Raw genomic sequence first — 18,388 nt, forward strand, 5'->3', positions numbered from 1 at the left:
CCGCACGGCTGCGCGGCCGGACCCCTTCCTCAGCCTTCTGCCAGAATCTCGCTGTAGAGATCGCGGTAAGCCTGTGCCGAAGCGTTCCAGCTGAAATCCAGCGCCATGCCGGCCTTGACCCGGCGCTCCCATTCCGCCCGGTCGCGGCGGGTGGCGAGCGCCTCGCTGCAGGCGTCCAGCAGTGCCTGTGAGGTGGCCGGGACGAAGGGAAAACCGATGCTGGGCGGCACCGTGTCTTTTAGGCCACCGGTTGCCCGCACCACCGGCAGTGTGCCGTAGCGCAGCGCAATCATCTGCGACAGGCCACACGGCTCGAAGCGACTGGGCATAGCAAACACATCCGCCCCAGCGTAGATGCGGTGGGCCAGTGGCTCGTTCAACCCGCTCACGAAGGCCACCCGTGGGTGAAAGTGCCAGCCCTGAAAAGCCGCTTCCAGCAGGGGGTCGCCGCCGCCCAGAATCACCACGTTCCAGCTTTTTACCAGTTCCGGCAGGGCCAGCAGCAGCAGGTCCATGCCTTTCTGGTCGGCCAGCCGGCTCACGGTGCCCAGCACTGGCGCCCGGTCGAAGCCGAACTCCGCGCGCAGGCGGCGGCGGTTGCTCGCCTTGCTGCGCGGGCCGGAATAATTCATGATTGCGGCGTCACGCCGGGGGTTCCAGCGGTCCAGGTCCAGCCCGTTCAGAATGCCGCACAGCCGGCCCTCGCTGTCCAGCCGCTGCAACACACCTTCCAGCCCCTCACCGTATTCGGGCGTGGTGATTTCCTGCGCATAGGTCGGGCTGACAGTGGTCACCCGGTCGGCAAAGACCAGACCGGCCTTGAGCAGGTTCAGGTCGCCGAAAAATTCCACGAAATCCGGCTGAAAGGTCCAGGCCGGCAGAGCGGTCCAGCCGGCCGCCTCGTGCAGCGACCAGCGCCCTTGATACTGCAGGTTATGTATGGTAAAGACGGTAGGCCAGCCGCTCAGATGCGCGTGCGCCACCGCCAGCGCGGCCTGCCAGTCGTGGCCGTGCAGCAACTGCGGCTGGACATTCAGCGCTTGCAGAGCCGGCAGGACGGCGCATCCAAATGCGCTGAAGCGCTGCACATCGTCGGAGTGATAAAGCCCTTCGCGGTCAAAAGCTTCCAGGCCCAGAAACAGATACTCCACGCCGGCCCGCCGCTCGTGGCCCAGCCGCACCTCGCCTATGCCGTCAATGTTCAGTGTTCCTACGCTCTCCACAGCGGCGGCGTCGGCCAGGTCGCGGTACCAGGGCGAGACCACCATCACCGCCGTACCGGCCGCAGCCTGCGCCGCCGGGAGGGCCCCCAGCACATCGGCCAAGCCGCCAGTGCGCGAGAAAGGAAAGACCTCGGAAGCCACGTGGACGGTGGGAGCAGCCGGCGCAGAAAAGGTCATGCGGCAATCTTACTGTGATCGGTCCCTGTGTAGAGGCGGGGAAGCCAGCGTTGACTTTTTCGGCGGGGCGCTGCTAAACTTCTGAAGCTTGATACGGGCCTTTAGCTCAATGGTTAGAGCAGTCGGCTCATAACCGATTGGTTGCCGGTTCAAGTCCGGCAGGGCCCACCAGATGGCTCTGCGAGGAGTCTTCAGGGCGGTTAGCTCAGCGGTAGAGCACTCGCTTCACACGCGAGGGGTCACGTGTTCAAATCACGTATCGCCCACCATAAATGACAATGACCTTCGCTTCGGCGGAGGTTTTTTTATATCTGGAGGCCCGGCAGCTCGCAATCCCGGTGCTATGCTGGCCGCACTTTGCCGGGGGCAGCCCAAGGGGTCACACCCGGCCAAACGACAGGAGGTGTGCGGCTATTTCTCAGGAAATCTGGTCGGACGTGCTGGCTTATGTCCGCAATAACATTTCGGAAGTGGAGTACCACACCTGGTTTGCTCCGGTCAAAACGCTGGGTGTGCGCGAGGGCGCGCTGGTGCTGGGCGTCCGCAATTCCTTTGCGCAGGAGTGGTTCCGCAAGCACTACCTGGGCCTGATTGAAGACGCGCTGCGGAGCCTGGGCGCCGAGAATCCGCAGGTCAGTTTCGAGGTGCTGCCAGCCGTGCAGGAAGCCATGATTCTGCCGGATGCACCAGCTCCAGCACCCAAGCCTTCAGGGGGAACACTGAGGCCGGCGCGCCAAGCCCCAGACCCCGAGCTGAGCAAGCTGCTGAATCCCAAGTACACCTTCGAGAACTTCGTGGTGGGGCCCAACAACAACCTAGCTCACGCCGCCGCACTGGCGGTGGCCGAGTCGCCCGGCAAAGCCTACAACCCCCTGTTCATTTACGGCGACGTGGGCCTGGGCAAGACCCACCTGATGCACGCGGTGGGGCACTACCTGATGGAGCGGCACCCCGAAAAACGGATCGCCTATGTCTCGACCGAGTCCTTTACCAACGAGCTGATCAATTCCATCCGCGACGACAAGACCACCCAATTTCGCGACCGCTACCGTTCGGTGGACCTGTTGCTGGTGGACGATATTCAGTTTCTGGCCCGTAAGGAACGGACCCAGGAAGAGTTCTTCCACACCTTCAATGCCCTCTACGAGAGCCACAAGCAGATCATTCTCAGTTCCGACCGGCCGCCCAAGGACATCCAAACCTTGGAAGGGCGCCTACGCAGCCGCTTCGAATGGGGCCTGATCACTGATATCCAGTCGCCGGAATTCGAAACTCGGGTGGCCATCTTGAAAATGAATGCGGAACAGGCCCAGATCAATATCCCGCAGGACGTGCTGGAACTGATTGCGCGGCAGGTGACCACCAACATCCGTGAGCTGGAGGGTGCCTTGATGCGGGTGGTGGCGTTTTCCAGCCTCAACAACGTACCTTTCAGCCGCGCCGTAGCAGCAAAAGCCCTTTCCAATGTCTTTGCACCGCAGGAACTCCAGGTGGAAATGCCGGAAGTGGTCCGGGCAGCTGCGCAGCTGTTTGACGTCAGCACCGAACAGATCCGGGGCAGTGGCCGGGCCCGCGACATTGTGGTGCCGCGCCAGATTTCCATGTATCTGATCCGGGAAATGACCGCCCATTCATTGCCGGAGATCGGACAGTATTTTGGCCGTGACCATTCTACCGTGATGCACGCAGTAAATAAGGTCAGCGAGAACATCAAGAAAGACGAGGAAATGGCTCTCCAGGTCAGCCGCTTGCGCCGGCAGCTTGAGGGCCTCCCCGACCTGGAAGGCACAGAAACCCCGGGAGATTTCTGAATCTAGTCAGGATAAAAGACAGTCGGAACAGCTGAAAACGTTCCAAAGTCTGTTCCAAAAGGATGTGAAAAGTTTCTTTTACTGTGGATAACCCTGTGGATAACCCTGTGGATAACTCTATTTTTTCTGTGGATAACTTTGTGGATAACTAGGAGGAGCTTTAACCTGTGGATAACCCAGGAAGTTATCCACAGGTTATCCACAGGGTAGGGCGACTTATCCACAAATTTGTCCACAAGGCAAATCTCGCTGTGGACGGCTTCGGAACCGTTTTTCCACACTATCCACAGGACCTACTATTACTACTACTAGTTCTTTTAAATTTAAACAACAGAAAATAGTAACTGAGGTTTTCGGGTGGGTTTTGCCTGGGAGATGAAATGCCAGAAAGGAGACAGAAGCTGGGCTCTTCCCCGGAGACTTGGGTAAACTGAGGGCAATGAAAGCCACCGTAACCAAGAAAGTCCTGAGTGAAGGCCTGGGTCTCCTCGAAAGGGTGGTGCCTAGCCGGAACTCCAATCCGCTGCTGACCTCGCTCAAGATTGACGCTTCTGAACAGGGCCTGAGCTTGAGCGGCACCAATCTGGAAGTAGATCTGGCCAGTTTTGCGCCGGCAGAGGTACAGGATCCGCAGGCTTTTGTGGTGCCGGCGCACTTGCTGTCGCAAATCGTCCGGACACTGGGCGGCGAACTGGTCGAATTGGAACTGAACGGTGAAGAACTCTCGGTACGTTCGGGCGGTTCCGATTTCAAAATTCAGACCGGCGACGTGACCGCTTTTCCTGAATTGAATTTTCCTGACCGGGTGGACGCCACCGTACAGGCAGCAGACCTGGCCCGGGCCCTGAACAGTGTGCGGTATGCTGCCAGCAATGAGGCTTTTCAGGCCGTGTTCCGGGGTATCAAGCTGGAAAAACGTGGCGACGGAGCTCGCGTAGTGGCGTCTGATGGTTACCGGGTGGCCCTGCATGACTTTGCTCTTGAAGGCGAAGTCCGTGAATTGATCATGCCAGCCCGCAGCGTGGACGAGTTGGTCCGCATGCTCCGCGGCGGTGAAGCAACACTCAGCTACGGCGAAGGCCAGCTGAGTGTAACCACCGACCGAGTCCGGATGAACTTGAAACTGCTAGACGGCGAGTTCCCCGACTATGAGCGGGTAATTCCTGCCGAGACCAAGCTGCAGGTCAAGTTGGCGTCGGCTACCTTAAAAGAATCGGTGGGGCGCGTGGCCGTGCTGGCCGATAAGAATGCCAATAACCGGGTGGAATTTCTGGTGTCTGAAGGCCAACTGCAGCTGAACGCCGAGGGCGATTACGGCCGAGCACACGACACCCTCACCGTGGAGCAAAGCGGCACTGAGCCGGCTATCAGCTTGGCTTTTAATGCCAAGTATGTGCAGGATGCCCTCGGCCCTATTGACGGAGAAGCCGAGATGCTTTTTGCAGAGTCCACCAAACCGGCCATTTTCCGCCCGGCTTCTGGAGGCGGCTATATGGCCGTGCTGGTTGCTTTACGGGTCTGAAGGTCGCTTTAAGGTCAGCTTGGCCCTTCTAGGGGCTTTCTAGAGCCGGTGTGGACCATCTTTCATCGCTTGGTTTCCTGGCTCTGACAGCTGCCGGCTTATTAGACCTGCCCATATCGGCCAGAAAGGGCACTCTGCGCCAGCAAACAGGAAGACCTCTATAGTGTGAGGGACCGCGTTCTACCGGCCTCCCGCCTTTTTTCTCTGTCTCAAAGGAGTTCAAGCATGAAAATTGAAAAAGTGATCGGACGTGAAGTACTGGACTCGCGCGGTAATCCCACGGTGGAAGCCGAGGTGCGCCTGAGCTGTGGCGCCAAGGGCCGGGCCATCGTGCCCAGCGGCGCCAGCACCGGTTCGCACGAAGCGCTGGAGCTGCGTGATGGTGGTGACCGCTACCAGGGCAAAGGCGTGCAGAACGCCGTCAAGAACGTAAATGAGGCGCTGGGGCCGGCTGTGGTCGGTCTGGACGCCGACCAGCAGGGCGAGGTCGACGCGGCCCTGCTGGCGCTGGACGGCACCCCCAACAAGAGTAAACTGGGCGGTAATGCCATTCTGGCCGTGAGCCTGGCCACCGCCCGCGCCGCTGCCGACGCGCTGGACGTGCCGCTTTACCGCTACCTGGGCGGCAGCAATGCCAAGACCCTGCCGGTTCCGATGATGAACGTCATCAACGGTGGTGCCCACGCTGACAACAACGTGGACTTTCAGGAATTCATGGTGATGCCGGTGGGCGCGCCCAGCTTCCGTGAAGCGCTGCGCTACGGCGCCGAAACGTTCCACTCGCTGAAAAAAGTTCTGCAGGCCCGTGGTTACAACACCAACGTGGGCGATGAAGGCGGCTTTGCGCCCGACCTGAAGTCCAACGAGGAAGCCCTGGGCGTGCTGCTGGAAGCCATCGAAAAGGCTGGCTACGAACCCGGCAAGGACATCAAGATTGCGCTGGACCCGGCCGTTACCGAGATTTTCAAGGACGGTCAGTACCACCTGGCCAGCGAGAACAAGACCCTCGGCACCGCCGACATGATCGACTTCTGGGAAGACTGGATCGGCCGCTACCCCATCATCAGCATTGAGGACGCGCTGGCAGAAGACGACTGGGAAGGCTGGGAACAGCTGACCGCCCGCATCGGCAGCCGGGTGCAGCTGGTGGGCGACGACCTGTTCGTAACCAACCCCGAGCGCCTGCAGCAAGGTATTGACCGCAACGTGGGCAACGCCATCTTGGTCAAGGTGAACCAGATCGGTTCCCTGACCGAGAGCATGGACGCCATTGAGCTGGCCAAGCGCAACCGCTACGCCACCATCATCAGCCACCGCTCGGGCGAGTCGGAAGACGCCTTTATCGCCGACCTGGCCGTGGCGACCAACGCCGGCCAGATCAAGACCGGCTCGGCCAGCCGCTCGGACCGGATCGCCAAGTACAACCAGCTGCTGCGCATCGAAAGCGAGCTGGGCGACCGCGCGGTGTACCTGGGCCAGCGCGCTTTTAACCAGAAGCAGTAAAGCCACTTTCCCCGGCTTTCCGGCCTGCTGCGAGAGTCTTTTCCCCCTTTCGTCATCGACCACTCAGGATGTCTTTTCAGAAGCGCATGGCCTGCTTCTGAAAGGCGTCTTTTTCCCTGCCTGGGACGCCTCCGGTTCTGGCTTACACTGCGCTGAAATGAGCCTGTTAACCTGAGGAGAGACGCCCCGAGCGGCGTTCCCCCAAACCGAGAAACTTTTTGAAGGAGCCAACAATGAAACACGCTTTTGGAAGAGCCACCAAAATTGTGGCCACGATGGGCCCGGCCAGCCGCAACCCGGACACCCTGCGGCGCATGATCGATGCCGGCATGAACGTGGCCCGCATCAACTTCAGCCATGGTGACCGCGAGGACCACCGCGCCACTGTGGAACTGATTCGTGAAATTGCCGCTGAAAAAGGCCGCGCCATAGGCATCCTGCAGGACCTGCAGGGTCCCAAGATCCGAGTGGCCCGCTTCGAGGACGAGGGCGGCATTCTGCTGGAACCCGGTGACCTGTTCAGCATCACCATGGACGACGTGCCCGGCACCCGCGAGCGGGTCGGCACCACCTACAAGCAGCTGGCGCACGACGTGCAGCCGGGCATGACCCTGTTGCTGGACGACGGCAACCTGGCCCTGCAGGTGCTGGAAACTTCCAGTACCGAAGTGCGTACCCGGGTGCTGGTGGGCGGCCCGCTGAAGAACAACAAAGGCATCAACGTGCCTGAAGCTGACCTGTCGGTGCCGGCGCTGAGTGAAAAGGACGTACAGGACCTGGAATTTGGCGCCGAGCTGGGCGTGGACTGGGTGGCCCTGAGCTTCGTGCGGTCGCGCGATGACCTGCTGCTGGCGCGGCATTACCTGAACCGCGCCGGCTCGCGCGCCAAGCTGATGGCCAAGATCGAAAAGCCGCAGGCGGTGGCCCGCTTTGCTGACATCCTGCAGGAGGCGGACGGCATCATGGTGGCCCGCGGCGATCTGGGCGTAGAAATGCGCCCTGAACAGGTGCCGCCCATCCAGAAAGACCTGATCCGGCAATGCCGCGAGGCCGGCAAGCCGGTGATCACGGCCACCCAGATGCTGGAAAGCATGATCAATGCGCCCCGCCCCACCCGCGCTGAAGCCAGCGACGTAGCCAACGCCATCTACGACGGCACCGACGCCGTGATGCTGAGTGCCGAGTCGGCAGTGGGGCAGTACCCGGTGGAAGCGGTGGCGATGATGGACCGCATCGCCCGCGAGGTGGAGCAGAGTGACCGCTATCAGGCCCTGCAGCAGCTCTCGGCGCCGATTGACGAGTCGCAGGACGCGATTGCCATGTCGGCCTGCTCGATCGGGTCGCGGCTGGAAGCGGCGGCCATTGTCGCCTTCACGTCGTCCGGCGGTTCGTCCAGCCGGATCGCCAAGTACCGCCCGACGCTGTCGATTCTGTCGCTGACCCCCTACGAGCATGTACGTAACCAGCAGACCCTGCTGTGGGGCGTGGTGCCGGTGCTGAGCGACGTTCCCAAGGATTCCGACGACATGGTGCGGATCGCCGCCGACATGCTGGCCCGCTCCGGCTTGGCCGAGCAGGGCGACCGCTTCGTGATTACGGCCGGGGTGCCGTTCGGAGTGCGCGGCACCACCAACATGCTGCGGGTAGAAAAACTGCGCCCGCTTTCCTGAGCCAAATCAGCTTATCCACAGCAAAAAAGTTATCCACATTCTGCGTGTGGATAACTTTTTCTTGGCTGGCGCCGGCCACTGGGGGTAGCAGGAGGGGAGCTCAGCTCAGGCGCAGGCGGGCAAACTTGTCTTTGCCTTTTTGCAGAATCAGGCCTTCCGGGGCCATTAGCTCGGCGCGGTCCACCCAGCCCTGGGGGTCGCTGTAGGCCTCGCCGGCCAGCTTCAGGCCGTGGTTGCCGATCAGCTTGCGGGCGGCGCCGTTGCTGGGTTCCAGTCCGGCCAGCACCACCAGGCGGGCCATGCTGATCCGGCCTTCGGCGTTCAGTTCCTCGGCGGGCACGCTCACTTCCGGCAGGTCGTCGGGGACGCCGCCTTTCGCCACGCTGCGGAAACGCTCTTCGGCGGCGTCCACGTCGGCGCCGGGGGCCAGCCAGCCCAAGACCTCGCGGGCCAGCGTGCGGTGGGCTTCGACCGGGTGCCCGGCCAGCACCTCGTCGATGCGCTCACGCGGCAGATCGGTCAGCAGGGTGAAGTAGCCGTCCAGCAAGGGATCGGGCACTTTCATCAGACCGGCGAAGATGGCGTGCGGCTCTTCGCTGATGCCGATGTAGTTGTCCAGGCTCTTGGACATCTTCTCGGTGCCGTCCAGGCCCACCAGCAGCGGCAAGGTCATCACCACCTGCGGCTCCTGGCCATAGTCGCGCTGCAGGGCGCGGCCCACCAGGTTGTTGAACAGCTGGTCGGTGCCGCCCAGTTCCACGTCCGAGTGCAGCGCCACCGAGTCGTAGCCCTGGGTGAGCGGGTAGAGCAGCTCGTGCATGGAGATAGGCGTGCCGGCGGCCAGGCGCTTGCTAAAGTCGTCGCGCTCCAGAATGCGGGCCACGGTGTATTTGGCGGCCAGCTGAATGATGTCGCGGTAGCCCATCTGCTCCAGCCATTCGCCGTTGGAGCGGATTTCCAGCACTTCCGGCTCGGACCGCAGGATCAGCCGGCACTGTTCAAGGTAGCTCTCGGCGTTGGCACGGGCTTCTTCAATGGTCAGCGGCGGGCGAGTTTTGGATTTGCCGCTGGGGTCGCCGATGGTGGCGGTAAAGTCCCCGATCACCATGATGACCTTGTGGCCGAGGTCCTGAAACTGCCGCATCTTGCGCAGAATCACCGCGTGCCCGAGGTGCAGGTCGGGGCGGGTGGGGTCAGCGCCCAGCTTGACGCGCAGCGGCTGGCCGGTTTCGAGGCTGCGCTGGAGCTTGGCGCGCAGGTCGTCTTCGGACACCAGGTCCACCACACCGCGTTTGAGAATATCGAGCTGTTCGTCTACCGGCAGATTTCTGCGAATCTCAGTCTCAGTTTCAGTCATGACAGGGAAGGTCCTTTCCAGATAAAAAGCGGCGGCGCAACCGAAGTTACGCCGCTTGGTGAAAGCTGAACCGACAACGCCCCACCTTAGCGGCAGGTGAAATAGCTGCGTCTCGGCGGGGTCATGCCTGACAATCTAGCACGCCCGCTAAGATGGGCGGGATGCTCACCATGTCACAGCTCCGCGCCTTTTTGCCGCGCCCCGGCCACCTGGACTGGATTGGCCTGCGTCCCGGCCGCCGCGAGCCGGTGCAGGCCGTCCCGGAAGCCGAGATTCACCCGCTGGTGGGCCTGGTGGGCGATCACGGCAAGCTGGCGCCATCCCGGCTGCGGGCGCTGGTGGGGGAGATGTCTGCACCTGCTCCCGAGCACGTTTCCTCGCCAGTGCGGGTGGAGCGCGGCAAGCGGCAGGTGACGCTGCTTCAGGCCGAACACCTGCCGGTGATCGCGGCGCTGGCCGGCCTGGACACTGCCACGCCCGAGCAGCTGCGCCGCAACCTGCTGGTGAGCGGGCTGCCGCTGCTGGCCCTCAAGGACCGGCGGTTCTGGGTGGGCGGCGTGCTGCTGGAAGGCACCGGCGAGTGCCACCCCTGCTCGCGGATGGAGGAGACGCTGGGTCCGGGCGGCTACAACGCGGTGCGCGGGCACGGCGGCATCACGGCGCGGGTGATTGTGGGCGGCCTGGTTCGGGTGGGCGACATGGTGCGGCCCTGGGAAGGCGAGGTGGGCCCGTGATTCGGCTGCCTACCATTGAGCATGTTCCTGGCTTGGCAGAGCGATTAGCAGCAGACGTAGTGTGCGCCGAGCGGGTGACTGTCAAGGCGGTGGTGCAGCGTGGAGGGCAGCTGTGGTTGCTGCATTCGCTGGTGTGGGACTGCTACAAATTCCCGGGTGGTGGTGTAGAGGGCAGTGAAAGCTACGCCGATACCTTGGCCCGCGAGCTGCGCGAGGAAGCGGGGGCCGAGTTACGTGGGGTGGGACCACAGTTGCTGACCGTGACCGAGTTATCGGCGGCGCAGGAGAAAGAGGCGGACGTGTTCCGAATGACTTCCCACTACTACGCCTGCGAACTCGGCACGAATTGGCGCGCGCCCCAGCCAGAAGCCTATGAGCAGGCGTTGGGCCTCGTGCCGGTCTGGGTGACGCCAGGGACAGCCGCTCAAGCGAACGCGCTGGCTCTGGCGCGGCCCGGTGCGCCCCGCTGGCTAAGGCGTGAGCTGAAAGTGCTACGGGCACTGGCAGGCCAGCTTTGACCGCCCCGGCTTTTCAGCCCCGGCTGGGCCCCCGCCTGGAAACGGTGCTCTCTCTCATCCATGCGGACACCCACGCCGATATCGGCACCGACCACGCTGGGCTGCCCATCCGGCTGGTGCAGACGGGCCGGGTCAGGCGCTGTATTGGAGTAGAGCTGAACGCAGCGCCGCTGGAACTGGCGCGGCGGCAGGTGGCGCGGGCGGGCCTCAGCGAGCGGATCGAGCTACGCCAGGGTGATGGCCTCAGCCCGCTGGAACCGGGCGAGGTGCAGAGTGTCAGCATGACCGGGCTGGGGGCCGGGACCATTGCTGGGGTGCTGGAGCGCGGGCGAGCGGCGGGCAAGTTACCAGGCCGCGCCGTGGTGCAGTGCAACGACTCGCCACTGAGCCTGCGCCGCTGGGCCCAGGACGCCGGCTACTGGCTGGAGGCCGAGACGCTGGTGGACGGCTACTGGCCCTATCCGGTGCTGGCCTTCACCCAGGCTGAGGGCAACGACCCCGCCTACGCCGACCTGCCGCTGGAGGCCGCGCTGCGCTTTGGCCCCCGGCTGCTGCATGAGCGCTGCCCACTGCTACGCCGCGTGCTGGCCGACGCTTACGGCCGTTATGCCCCGGCCGCCGCTCCGGGCCGCCCGGCCGAGCGGGAACTGGTGGCGGTGCTGGCGGCGCTGGAATATCTGGGCTGGACGGTAGACGAGATCCAGCAATAAAAAACCCGCTCACGAGGAGCGGTTCTTTCTCTACCCTGGCCTGGTCTGCAGTATGCGTCAAGGTGAGTCGGCCGGCGGTCAGTTTCGCAGCGGCAGCCTGGCTTAACCTGTGCCTATGCTCTTGCTGCTGCTTCTCGCCTCACCTCTGCTGCTGGCAGCTGCGTTGCTGGGCTTGGTCTGGGGAGCGCTGACACAGCGTTTCTGGCCACAGGCCCGCTGGCCGGTGGGGGTGGCACTGCTGCTGGCCCTGGCTCTGCCGGCCTGGGTGGCCTGGGACTGGTCGGCGCAGGTGGAGAGCGCCATTGCTCTGGACGCGCCCAACAATTCTGACTCTGCCGTCGCTGCAGCCCGGGCCGTGGCGGGGCAGTTTGCCTAGGCGGTGCGGCTGGCTGTCCTGACCAGCGTGGGCCTCACAGCGGCGCTTTTGTTGGGGCGCGGCCACTGGCTCTGGCGCTGGCTGGCTCCGCTGGGGCCACTGGTCATGGCAGGGCTACTGTGGCTGGCGCTGCCACTCAGAAATGGGATTCGGCTGAGCGACTTTCAGCCGGATATGGCGGAAAGCACCGTCATGACCGGAGTCTTTTGCCTATGTGCCAGCGTGTATCTAGCAGCCTTCGTTTATCTCACGGCCCCGCGCCCCTGGTGGCTGGAGGATCAGCAGGCGCCGCTGCCCTCATCCAGCGGCATCAGGCAATAAAAAACCCGCTCACTCGGAGCGGTTATGTTCGTTACTCTAGCGTGGTATGCGGTATTCGTCAAGCCTATACACTCGGCTTATGACGTTTTCTCTGCAAACTGTGTACGGCAAAGTGCAGCCGCTGGACTGGCTGGTTCTGGCCCCCCACCCCGACGACGCCGAAATCGGCGCGGGTGGCACCCTGATCCGGGTGGCGGACGCCGGAGGGCACACTGGGATTCTGGAACTGACCCGCGGCGAGATGGGCACCCTCGGTACGCCGGAGGTGCGGATGGCCGAGTGCGCCGCTGCCGCTGCTCATCTGGGCCTTGGCTGGCGCGGCACCCTGGGCCTGCCCGACGGTGGCCTGCACGACGACCCAGTCCAGGCGGCAGCCCTGGCAGCGGCGCTGCGGCTTCTGCGCCCGCGCGTGCTGGTGGTGCCGCATCCCTCCGACCGCCATCCTGACCACTACGGCGCCTACGCCCTGGGCAAGCGGGCGGTGCATCTGGCCGGGCTGCGCCGCGCGGACGTGCCCGGCGAGCCGCACCGCCCCGGCCGGGTGCTGCTGTTTCAGGGCAACGCCGACATCCGCCCCGGCCTGCTGGTGGACGTGGAAGCCAGCCTGCCACGCTGGGAAGCGGCCATCCGTGCCCATGAATCACAGTTCAGCGGCGAGGCGGTCAGCGAAACGGTTACGCCCGAGGTGGTGGACCGCCGCTTGGCCCGGCTGGGCTACTGGGGCACCCTGGCCCGCGTGCGCTACGCCGAGGCTTTTGGGATAGAAGGCGAACTGCTGCTGGACCCGGCGGCCCTGTAAAAAGTCAAAAGTCAGGCGCGGCCGGCGGGTGAAGGCCGGCTGCGCCTGGGACACTTCCTTCTCTGCTTACTTCTCTACGAGGTAAGCCTTTTCAATCACATCGGCGTCGCCGGGCATACCGGGCTGGATGCGCTTGAGCTTGTCCAGCACGTCCAGGCCTTCCACGACCTGACCGAACACGGTGTGGCGGCCGTCGAGGTGAGGGGTGGCGGTAAAAGTGATGAAGAACTGGCTACCGTTGGTGCCAGGGCCGGCGTTCGCCATGCTGAGGATGCCCTTGCCGCTGTGGCGCTTGTCGGAGCCGAATTCGTCCTCGAAGCGGTAGCCGGGGCCGCCCATGCCGGTGCCGGTGGGGTCGCCAGTCTGGGCCATAAAGCCGTCAATCACGCGGTGGAACTTGATGCCGTCGTAGTAGTGGTGGCGCAGCAGGTACGCAAACGAGTTCACGGTCATCGGGGCGTCGTCCTGAAACAGGTCCAGCACGATGCGGCCCTGCGAGGTTTCGAACACCGCCCGGTAGTCCTTGCCGGGTTCGGTGCCTTCGCCTAGCTCGGGGGCCTGGCTGAACTGGGTTTTGCGCTCGCTGCTCAGTTCGGGCGACATCTGGTAGCCGTCGGGAATGTAGTTGTCCATACCCCGTATTGTGGCGCAAACCTGCCCGGCGGTAAGTGGGGAGAAGCTCAGGGCAGCTTGAGGGATCTGGGCGGGGCACGGCACACGCTCTTTTCCGGCCGCCGGAGCGCTACCCTGGCAGCATGACTGCGCCCGGTTCCCCGTCCCAGCCCCTGCCCGAGCACCTGCGTCAGCAGCTGACCGAATGGCGCCGGCACCTGCATCAGCACCCCGAAATCAGCTTTCAGGAACATGCCACCGCCGCTTTTTTGCGCGCCGAGCTGGAAAAGATGCCGGGCCTGGAGGTCAGCCAGCTGACGCCCACCAGCGTGCTGGCGGTGCTGAAAGGGGAGGCCGGGCCGGGCCGCACCGTGCTGCTGCGCGCCGACATCGACGCCCTGCCGATAGACGAGGAGAACACTTTCGAGTTCCGCTCGCAGAATGCCGGCGCCATGCACGCCTGCGGGCACGACGGCCACGCGGCGATTCTGCTGACGGCCGCCCGCATCCTCAGCGAGGCGCGGGCAGAGCTGAGCGGCGAGGTGCGCTTCATCTTCCAGCATGCCGAGGAAACCCCGCCCGGCGGCGCCGAGGAATTAGTATTCAGCACACCGCTGATGGACGGGGTGGACCTGGTGCTGGGCCTGCACCTGCTGAGCTTTTATCCGGCCGGTGTGGTGGCGGTGCGCCCCGGCATGTTTATGGCCTCGCCGGACTCGTTCCAGCTGACCATTCGTGGGCGCGGCGGCCACGGCGGCATGCCCGAGCAGGCGGTGGACCCGGTCGCTATCGGGGCACAGGTGGTGACCAACCTGCAATACGTGGTCAGCCGCGCCGTCTCGCCGTTTGAGCCGCTGGTGGTGTCGGTGACGCAGTTTCACGCCGGCACCGCCGACAACGTAATTCCCGATACGGCGCAGTTGGCGGCCACCGTGCGGGTGTTCAGCCCCGAAATGCGTGAGCGGGCGCCGCAGCTGCTGGAGCGGGTGATTGCCGGCATTTGCGCGGCCCACGGCGCCGAGTACGAGTTCGAGTACCTGTACGCCTACCGCCCGGTGGTCAACACCGACTGGGTGGCGCAAGAAGTACGTGACCTGGCCCGTGAGGTGGTGGGCGAAGGCCGGGTGGTCGAGGCGGGCATGTGGGCGGCCGGCGAGGACTTCAGCGCTTACCTGCAAAAGGCACCGGGCTGCTTTTTCGCGGTGGGCAGCGGCTCGGCTGAGGCCGACAGCGAGTGGCCGCATCACCACCCCCGCTTCACGCTGGACGAGTCGGCCCTGGAAACCGGCGTGCAGATGATGGTGGCGGCGGCGCAGCACTTTACCCGGCCCCGGTGAGCGCCGCGCCTGCGCTCAACTCCGGCTACAGCTACCGCGAGCGCGTGCGGCCGCAGGCGGCAGGTCTCAGCGTGCTGGACTACTACGCCCACTTTTATCCTCACTCGGACCGGGCCACCTGGGCAGCGCGGCTGGCGGCCGGTGAGATAGAGCTGAACGGGCAGCCGGCCGGTGGCGACGAACGTCTGCGCCAGGGCGACCGGCTCACCTGGCACCGCCCGCCCTGGCAGGAAGAAGCCGTGCCGCTGCACTATGACCTGCTGTATGCCGACGCCGCGCTGCTGGCAGTGGGCAAGCCTTCGGGGTTGCCCACCCTGCCGGCGGGGGGCTTTCTGGACCACACCCTGCTGGCCCTCCTGCGCCGCGATTTCCCAGCGGCCACGCCGCTGCACCGGCTGGGGCGCGGCACTTCGGGATTGGTGCTGTGCAGCCTGACGCGGGAGGCCGGAGCGAAGCTGACCGCCGACTGGCGAGAAGGCCGGGTGCACAAGCGTTACCGGGCCCTGGCGGCGGGGCGGGCCGCGCGGGGCAGCTATGACATCACGGCGCCTATCGGGCTGGTAGAGCATCCCCGGCTGGGCCAGATCTACGCGGCGGCGCCGGACGGCAAGCCCTCACGCAGCCGGGCGCGGGTGCTGGAGCGGCGGGAGAGCAGCACTCTGTTGGAGGTGGACATCGAGACAGGCCGGCCGCACCAGATCCGGATTCATCTGGCGTCGGTGGGCCTGCCGCTGCTGGGCGACCCGCTCTATCTGCCGGGAGGGCAGGCCCAGCCGGACGCGCTGCCCGGTGACCTGGGTTACCGGCTGCACGCCGAGCAGCTGACATTCCAGCACCCAGTGAGCGGTGCGCCGCTCTGCTTGCGGGCGCCGGTGCCGCCGGAGCTGCGGGCCGGCTTCAGTTCGTGCGGCTGAGGCGGTCGAGTAGCTCTGTACGGCGCAGGTGCAGCTCGAACGCTGAATCTTCGATAAAGTCACCCGTGCCCCACTCCGCGCGGCGTTCCACTTCCACCACGTTCACGGCCACGTCACCGCGCTCAGCAGCGGCCGGGTCGCTGGCCGGGCGGATGTCCAGCAGCAGCCGGCCGGCGCCGGCAGCCCGCAGCTCCTCCCAGAGGGTGCTCAGGTCGCCGGGCGCCATGCGTGCAAATTCGGTGCCGGGTTCGTCGCGGACCTGCAGCACGGTGTGCAGCCGTTCCAGCGCCACCGCCGCCAGCAGCTGAGCCTCGGCATGTTCGTGGCCGTAGCCTTCCAACTGCTGAGCGATAGAATCAGTCAGCACACGCTGGAGACGTTCCATGACGCCGCCGGCCGAGTGGGAGTCCATAGCTCCGTATTCCATGCGAGGAATTATGTCATATACAGAATACGAAAACCTGAACTGGCATCCATTTCCCCTACCTCTGCCCAGTGACGCCGGGCAATGCCAGTGGCAGGGTGGCTTCGTGGGCTGCGGTCCTCAGACGGCCGCCATACTGCTGGGCTGGTGGGCCGGTCAGCTGGGCCGGCGGCTGCCCGACCGGGACCGCGACGCCCTGGCGGCCCGGCTGGCGCCCGAGCTGGGTGCCTGGCTGGTGCCGTTCAGTGGGCGGCAGCGGGCGGTGCAGCCCTGGACCTGGCTACGGGGCCTGAACCGGGCGCTGGTCGCTGGGGAGTTGCCGCTGCGGGCGCGGGGGCACTGGGGTTACCGGCCCGATACCGGGGCGCGGCTGGCCCACAACTGGGAGCGCGGCTGGCCTACGGTGGGCTTTGAATTTACCCCGCAGGTCCAGCACTACGGTCTGCTCAGCGCCTATGCTCAGGCACCCCAGGGCCTGCAGGGCCGGCTGGTGGCCCCGCTGGTGGGCCGGCCGGCCCTGAACCTGCAACCACGCCTGGGGCTGGGCGGGGTGTTCTGGCTGGAACCCCGCGAGGCCCCGGACCTACTGGGGCCGCAGCACCACTCGTAAGCCCCGGTGGTCGCTGCCGCCCCGGGGCAGTACCTCGGCCGCGACCGGCTGAAGGCCACGGGCCAGGACATGGTCAATTCGCAGCAGCGGGGTCCGGGCCGGAAAACTGTAGCCGAAGCCCTGTCCGGCGGCCTCCCAGGCGTCCGTGAACTGGCCGGTCAGGGCGCGGTAGACCTGCCCACGCGCCGGGGTGTTGAAGTCGCCGGCCACCACTGCCCGTGGCATCTCGGCCGTCTCTCGCTGCAGAATCTTCAGCTGAGCGCTGCGGCGGTCGCGGGTGGGGGCCACCTGGCCTTTCAACACCCCGCTGACCATCACGGTCGAGAAATGCACGTTCACCACGTTCAGTGGCCCCTGAGATGTTTGCAGGGTGGTGACCAGAAAGCGGCGGCTGGTTTCCGGTAAGTGCACCTCGCGGCTGCTCAGCACCGGCAGACGGCTGAGGGTCAGCAGTTCACCGCCCGCGCCGGTCTGCGTGGCGTGGTAGCCGGGCAGCCGGCGCAGCAGCTCGGGCGTGAACCCAGCGTCCCAGCCGTTGGTTTCCTGCAGGGTCACGATGTCGGCATCCTGCGCCTGAATCTGGGCGGCCAGGGCTCCGGCGCTGACCTGGGTGCCGCGCGCAATGTTATAAGTCAGTAGGGTAAGGCTGCCGGGTGGGGCCGGCCGGGCTGGGTGCCAGGTGAATCCCGCGTAGCCCAGTCCGGCCAGCAGTGCCAGTGCCACCGGCCACCGCGCCGTGTGCTGCACGGCGGCCCCCAGCGCCAGCAACGGCCAGAAGGCCAGCAGCACTGCCGGCGGCAGGTAGGCCAGCAGCAGGGTGGGCACGGTGCGCTCGGCCGGCCACTCGCCCAGGCCCCACACCAGCAGCAGGGCGGCCAGGTAAGCCCAGGCCAGCCACGCCAGCCAGTGGGGTGGCCGGGCGTGGCTCAGCTCTTGGCCTGCTGGGACATGTTCAGGTACATCTGGTACTGCGGCGCACCGCCCAGCATGTTCTGGCCGCCGTCCACCGGCAGAATCACGCCGGTCACGTAGCTGGCGGCGTCACTGACCAGCCACAGCGCAGCGTCCGCGATGTCCTGCGGCACGCCGAAGCGGCCCAGCGGCACGGTGCGAATGAACTGCTGGCGGGTCTTCTCGTCGGGGGCCAGCCGCGCCATGCCCTCGGTGCCGTCAATCGGGCCGGGGATGATGGCGTTCACGCGAATGCCACGCATGCCCCACTCCACCGCCAGGGTCCGGGTCAGGGCGTCCACGCCGGCTTTGGCGGCCACCACGTGCGCCTGCATCGGCACCGGCACCCCGTAGGCGCTGATGCTGAGGATATTGCCGCCAGGAGCCTTTAGGTGCGGCGCGGCCGCCTTAATGGCGTTGTAAGTGCCCAGCAGGTCAATATCCACCACGCTCTTGAAACCGTTGGCGCTGATGCTGTCTACCGGGGCCGGGAAGTTGCCGGCGGCGCCGCACAGCAGAACGTCCAGCGGGCCAAACTCTTCTACCGCCTGCTCCACGGCCGCGCCCAGCGCCGCCACGTCACGCACGTCGGCGGTTACGGCTTGGGCCTGCGCGTCCGGGCCGGCCGAATCACGCACCGTCTGGGCAGCGGCAGCGGCTTTTTCCGGGTTGCGGCCCAGCAGGGTGACCCGTGCGCCGTGCGCCGCAAAGCTCTGGGCAATCCCCAGGCAGATGCCGGAGGTGCCGCCGGTGATCAGGACATGTTTGCCGGACAGCAGATCGGGGCGGAAGGTGCTCTCTGAAATGTTGTTCTGCATG

The 18,388-nt window shown here is 65.1% G+C and carries 19 protein-coding genes and 2 tRNA genes; 15 read left to right on the forward strand and 6 right to left on the reverse strand.

Going from position 1 to position 18,388, the window contains the following annotated elements; translation table 11 throughout:
• Positions 1 to 29: 29 nt before the first annotated feature.
• A complete protein-coding gene (locus tag OCI36_RS09340; RefSeq protein WP_261664805.1) occupies positions 30 to 1,400 on the reverse strand; it encodes a glycogen synthase in 1,371 nt (456 codons plus the stop codon).
• A 95-nt stretch (positions 1,401 to 1,495) separates the two neighbouring features.
• Between OCI36_RS09340 and OCI36_RS09345 the strand changes: the two genes are divergently transcribed.
• The 6 genes from OCI36_RS09345 (at position 1,496) to pyk (ending at position 7,906) form a co-directional block, all read left to right on the forward strand.
• Positions 1,496 to 1,571 (forward strand) — tRNA-Ile (locus OCI36_RS09345).
• A 23-nt stretch (positions 1,572 to 1,594) separates the two neighbouring features.
• Positions 1,595 to 1,669 (forward strand) — tRNA-Val (locus OCI36_RS09350).
• Positions 1,670 to 1,837: 168 nt separating this feature from the next.
• Complete coding sequence (gene dnaA, locus OCI36_RS09355; protein ID WP_409996732.1) at positions 1,838 to 3,211, forward strand: chromosomal replication initiator protein DnaA; 1,374 nt, start codon at positions 1,838 to 1,840, stop codon at positions 3,209 to 3,211.
• A 439-nt stretch (positions 3,212 to 3,650) separates the two neighbouring features.
• Positions 3,651 to 4,733 (forward strand): DNA polymerase III subunit beta, encoded by a 1,083-nt coding sequence (gene dnaN, locus OCI36_RS09360; protein ID WP_261664806.1) that lies wholly within the window; start codon positions 3,651 to 3,653, stop codon positions 4,731 to 4,733.
• Positions 4,734 to 4,958: 225 nt separating this feature from the next.
• Positions 4,959 to 6,236: a phosphopyruvate hydratase gene (gene eno, locus OCI36_RS09365; RefSeq protein ID WP_261664807.1), complete on the forward strand. Its 1,278-nt coding sequence runs from the start codon at positions 4,959 to 4,961 to the stop codon at positions 6,234 to 6,236.
• A 233-nt stretch (positions 6,237 to 6,469) separates the two neighbouring features.
• Positions 6,470 to 7,906, forward strand: coding sequence for a pyruvate kinase (gene pyk / locus OCI36_RS09370; RefSeq protein WP_261664808.1), 1,437 nt, complete (start codon positions 6,470 to 6,472; stop codon positions 7,904 to 7,906).
• Positions 7,907 to 8,006: 100 nt separating this feature from the next.
• On the opposite strand, the gene tyrS is transcribed toward pyk, so the two are convergent.
• The gene (tyrS, locus tag OCI36_RS09375; protein ID WP_261664809.1) at positions 8,007 to 9,263 is read right to left on the reverse strand and encodes a tyrosine--tRNA ligase; all 1,257 of its coding nucleotides are present in this window, start codon (positions 9,261 to 9,263) and stop codon (positions 8,007 to 8,009) included.
• A 161-nt stretch (positions 9,264 to 9,424) separates the two neighbouring features.
• Here tyrS and OCI36_RS09380 point away from each other — a divergent pair, with 161 nt between their 5' ends.
• The 6 genes from OCI36_RS09380 (at position 9,425) to OCI36_RS09405 (ending at position 12,721) form a co-directional block, all read left to right on the forward strand.
• Positions 9,425 to 9,997, forward strand: a complete 573-nt coding sequence (locus OCI36_RS09380) for an MOSC domain-containing protein (RefSeq protein ID WP_261664810.1) — start codon at positions 9,425 to 9,427, stop codon at positions 9,995 to 9,997.
• Positions 9,994 to 10,515, forward strand: coding sequence for an NUDIX domain-containing protein (locus tag OCI36_RS09385; protein ID WP_261664811.1), 522 nt, complete (start codon positions 9,994 to 9,996; stop codon positions 10,513 to 10,515). The genes OCI36_RS09380 and OCI36_RS09385 overlap by 4 nt, the downstream gene beginning before the upstream one ends.
• Entirely contained in the window at positions 10,512 to 11,225 is a 714-nt protein-coding gene (locus OCI36_RS09390; protein WP_261664813.1) for a tRNA (adenine(22)-N(1))-methyltransferase TrmK, read from the forward strand. Before OCI36_RS09385 ends, OCI36_RS09390 begins: the two co-directional genes overlap by 4 nt.
• A 115-nt stretch (positions 11,226 to 11,340) precedes the next feature.
• Positions 11,341 to 11,601 (forward strand): hypothetical protein, encoded by a 261-nt coding sequence (locus OCI36_RS09395; RefSeq protein ID WP_261664814.1) that lies wholly within the window; start codon positions 11,341 to 11,343, stop codon positions 11,599 to 11,601.
• Between the two features lie 3 nt (positions 11,602 to 11,604).
• Positions 11,605 to 11,922, forward strand: coding sequence for a hypothetical protein (locus OCI36_RS09400; protein WP_261664816.1), 318 nt, complete (start codon positions 11,605 to 11,607; stop codon positions 11,920 to 11,922).
• Between the two features lie 79 nt (positions 11,923 to 12,001).
• On the forward strand, positions 12,002 to 12,721 hold the full coding sequence (locus OCI36_RS09405; protein ID WP_261664817.1) for a PIG-L family deacetylase: 720 nt from the start codon (positions 12,002 to 12,004) through the stop codon (positions 12,719 to 12,721).
• A gap of 66 nt (positions 12,722 to 12,787) precedes the next feature.
• Here the strand turns inward: OCI36_RS09405 and OCI36_RS09410 are convergent, their stop codons facing one another.
• Positions 12,788 to 13,354 (reverse strand): peptidylprolyl isomerase, encoded by a 567-nt coding sequence (locus OCI36_RS09410; RefSeq protein WP_261664818.1) that lies wholly within the window; start codon positions 13,352 to 13,354, stop codon positions 12,788 to 12,790.
• A gap of 122 nt (positions 13,355 to 13,476) precedes the next feature.
• Between OCI36_RS09410 and OCI36_RS09415 the strand changes: the two genes are divergently transcribed.
• Both OCI36_RS09415 and OCI36_RS09420 read left to right on the forward strand, forming a co-directional pair.
• The gene (locus OCI36_RS09415) at positions 13,477 to 14,670 is read left to right on the forward strand and encodes an amidohydrolase (RefSeq protein ID WP_261664819.1); all 1,194 of its coding nucleotides are present in this window, start codon (positions 13,477 to 13,479) and stop codon (positions 14,668 to 14,670) included.
• A complete protein-coding gene (locus OCI36_RS09420) occupies positions 14,667 to 15,584 on the forward strand; it encodes an RluA family pseudouridine synthase (protein ID WP_261664820.1) in 918 nt (305 codons plus the stop codon). Before OCI36_RS09415 ends, OCI36_RS09420 begins: the two co-directional genes overlap by 4 nt.
• Here the strand turns inward: OCI36_RS09420 and OCI36_RS09425 are convergent.
• The gene (locus OCI36_RS09425; protein WP_261664821.1) at positions 15,568 to 16,011 is read right to left on the reverse strand and encodes a hypothetical protein; all 444 of its coding nucleotides are present in this window, start codon (positions 16,009 to 16,011) and stop codon (positions 15,568 to 15,570) included. The two genes, OCI36_RS09420 and OCI36_RS09425, sit on opposite strands and share 17 nt — an antisense overlap.
• A 10-nt stretch (positions 16,012 to 16,021) precedes the next feature.
• On the opposite strand from OCI36_RS09425, the gene OCI36_RS09430 reads away from it, so the two are divergent.
• Positions 16,022 to 16,618: a hypothetical protein gene (locus OCI36_RS09430; RefSeq protein ID WP_261664823.1), complete on the forward strand. Its 597-nt coding sequence runs from the start codon at positions 16,022 to 16,024 to the stop codon at positions 16,616 to 16,618.
• On the opposite strand, the gene OCI36_RS09435 is transcribed toward OCI36_RS09430, so the two are convergent.
• Entirely contained in the window at positions 16,592 to 17,479 is an 888-nt protein-coding gene (locus tag OCI36_RS09435) for an endonuclease/exonuclease/phosphatase family protein (RefSeq protein WP_261664824.1), read from the reverse strand. The two genes, OCI36_RS09430 and OCI36_RS09435, sit on opposite strands and share 27 nt — an antisense overlap.
• Positions 17,480 to 17,544: 65 nt before the next feature.
• Positions 17,545 to 18,387, reverse strand: coding sequence for an SDR family oxidoreductase (locus OCI36_RS09440; RefSeq protein ID WP_261664825.1), 843 nt, complete (start codon positions 18,385 to 18,387; stop codon positions 17,545 to 17,547).
• Position 18,388: the final 1 nt, after the last annotated feature.

The sequence above is a fragment of the Deinococcus sp. Marseille-Q6407 genome (assembly GCF_946848805.1).
GTDB lineage: Bacteria > Deinococcota > Deinococci > Deinococcales > Deinococcaceae > Deinococcus.

Coding starts and splice junctions, on each gene's coding strand:
- OCI36_RS09425 (WP_261664821.1), bottom strand. CDS start 16,011: ATGGAATACGGAGCTATGGACTCCCACTCGGCCGGCGGCGTCATGGAA.
- OCI36_RS09405 (WP_261664817.1), top strand. CDS start 12,002: ATGACGTTTTCTCTGCAAACTGTGTACGGCAAAGTGCAGCCGCTGGAC.
- OCI36_RS09395 (WP_261664814.1), top strand. CDS start 11,341: ATGCTCTTGCTGCTGCTTCTCGCCTCACCTCTGCTGCTGGCAGCTGCG.
- OCI36_RS09340 (WP_261664805.1), bottom strand. CDS start 1,400: ATGACCTTTTCTGCGCCGGCTGCTCCCACCGTCCACGTGGCTTCCGAG.
- OCI36_RS09410 (WP_261664818.1), bottom strand. CDS start 13,354: ATGGACAACTACATTCCCGACGGCTACCAGATGTCGCCCGAACTGAGC.
- OCI36_RS09440 (WP_261664825.1), bottom strand. CDS start 18,387: ATGCAGAACAACATTTCAGAGAGCACCTTCCGCCCCGATCTGCTGTCC.
- tyrS (WP_261664809.1), bottom strand. CDS start 9,263: ATGACTGAAACTGAGACTGAGATTCGCAGAAATCTGCCGGTAGACGAA.
- OCI36_RS09415 (WP_261664819.1), top strand. CDS start 13,477: ATGACTGCGCCCGGTTCCCCGTCCCAGCCCCTGCCCGAGCACCTGCGT.
- OCI36_RS09430 (WP_261664823.1), top strand. CDS start 16,022: ATGTCATATACAGAATACGAAAACCTGAACTGGCATCCATTTCCCCTA.
- dnaN (WP_261664806.1), top strand. CDS start 3,651: ATGAAAGCCACCGTAACCAAGAAAGTCCTGAGTGAAGGCCTGGGTCTC.
- eno (WP_261664807.1), top strand. CDS start 4,959: ATGAAAATTGAAAAAGTGATCGGACGTGAAGTACTGGACTCGCGCGGT.
- OCI36_RS09380 (WP_261664810.1), top strand. CDS start 9,425: ATGCTCACCATGTCACAGCTCCGCGCCTTTTTGCCGCGCCCCGGCCAC.
- pyk (WP_261664808.1), top strand. CDS start 6,470: ATGAAACACGCTTTTGGAAGAGCCACCAAAATTGTGGCCACGATGGGC.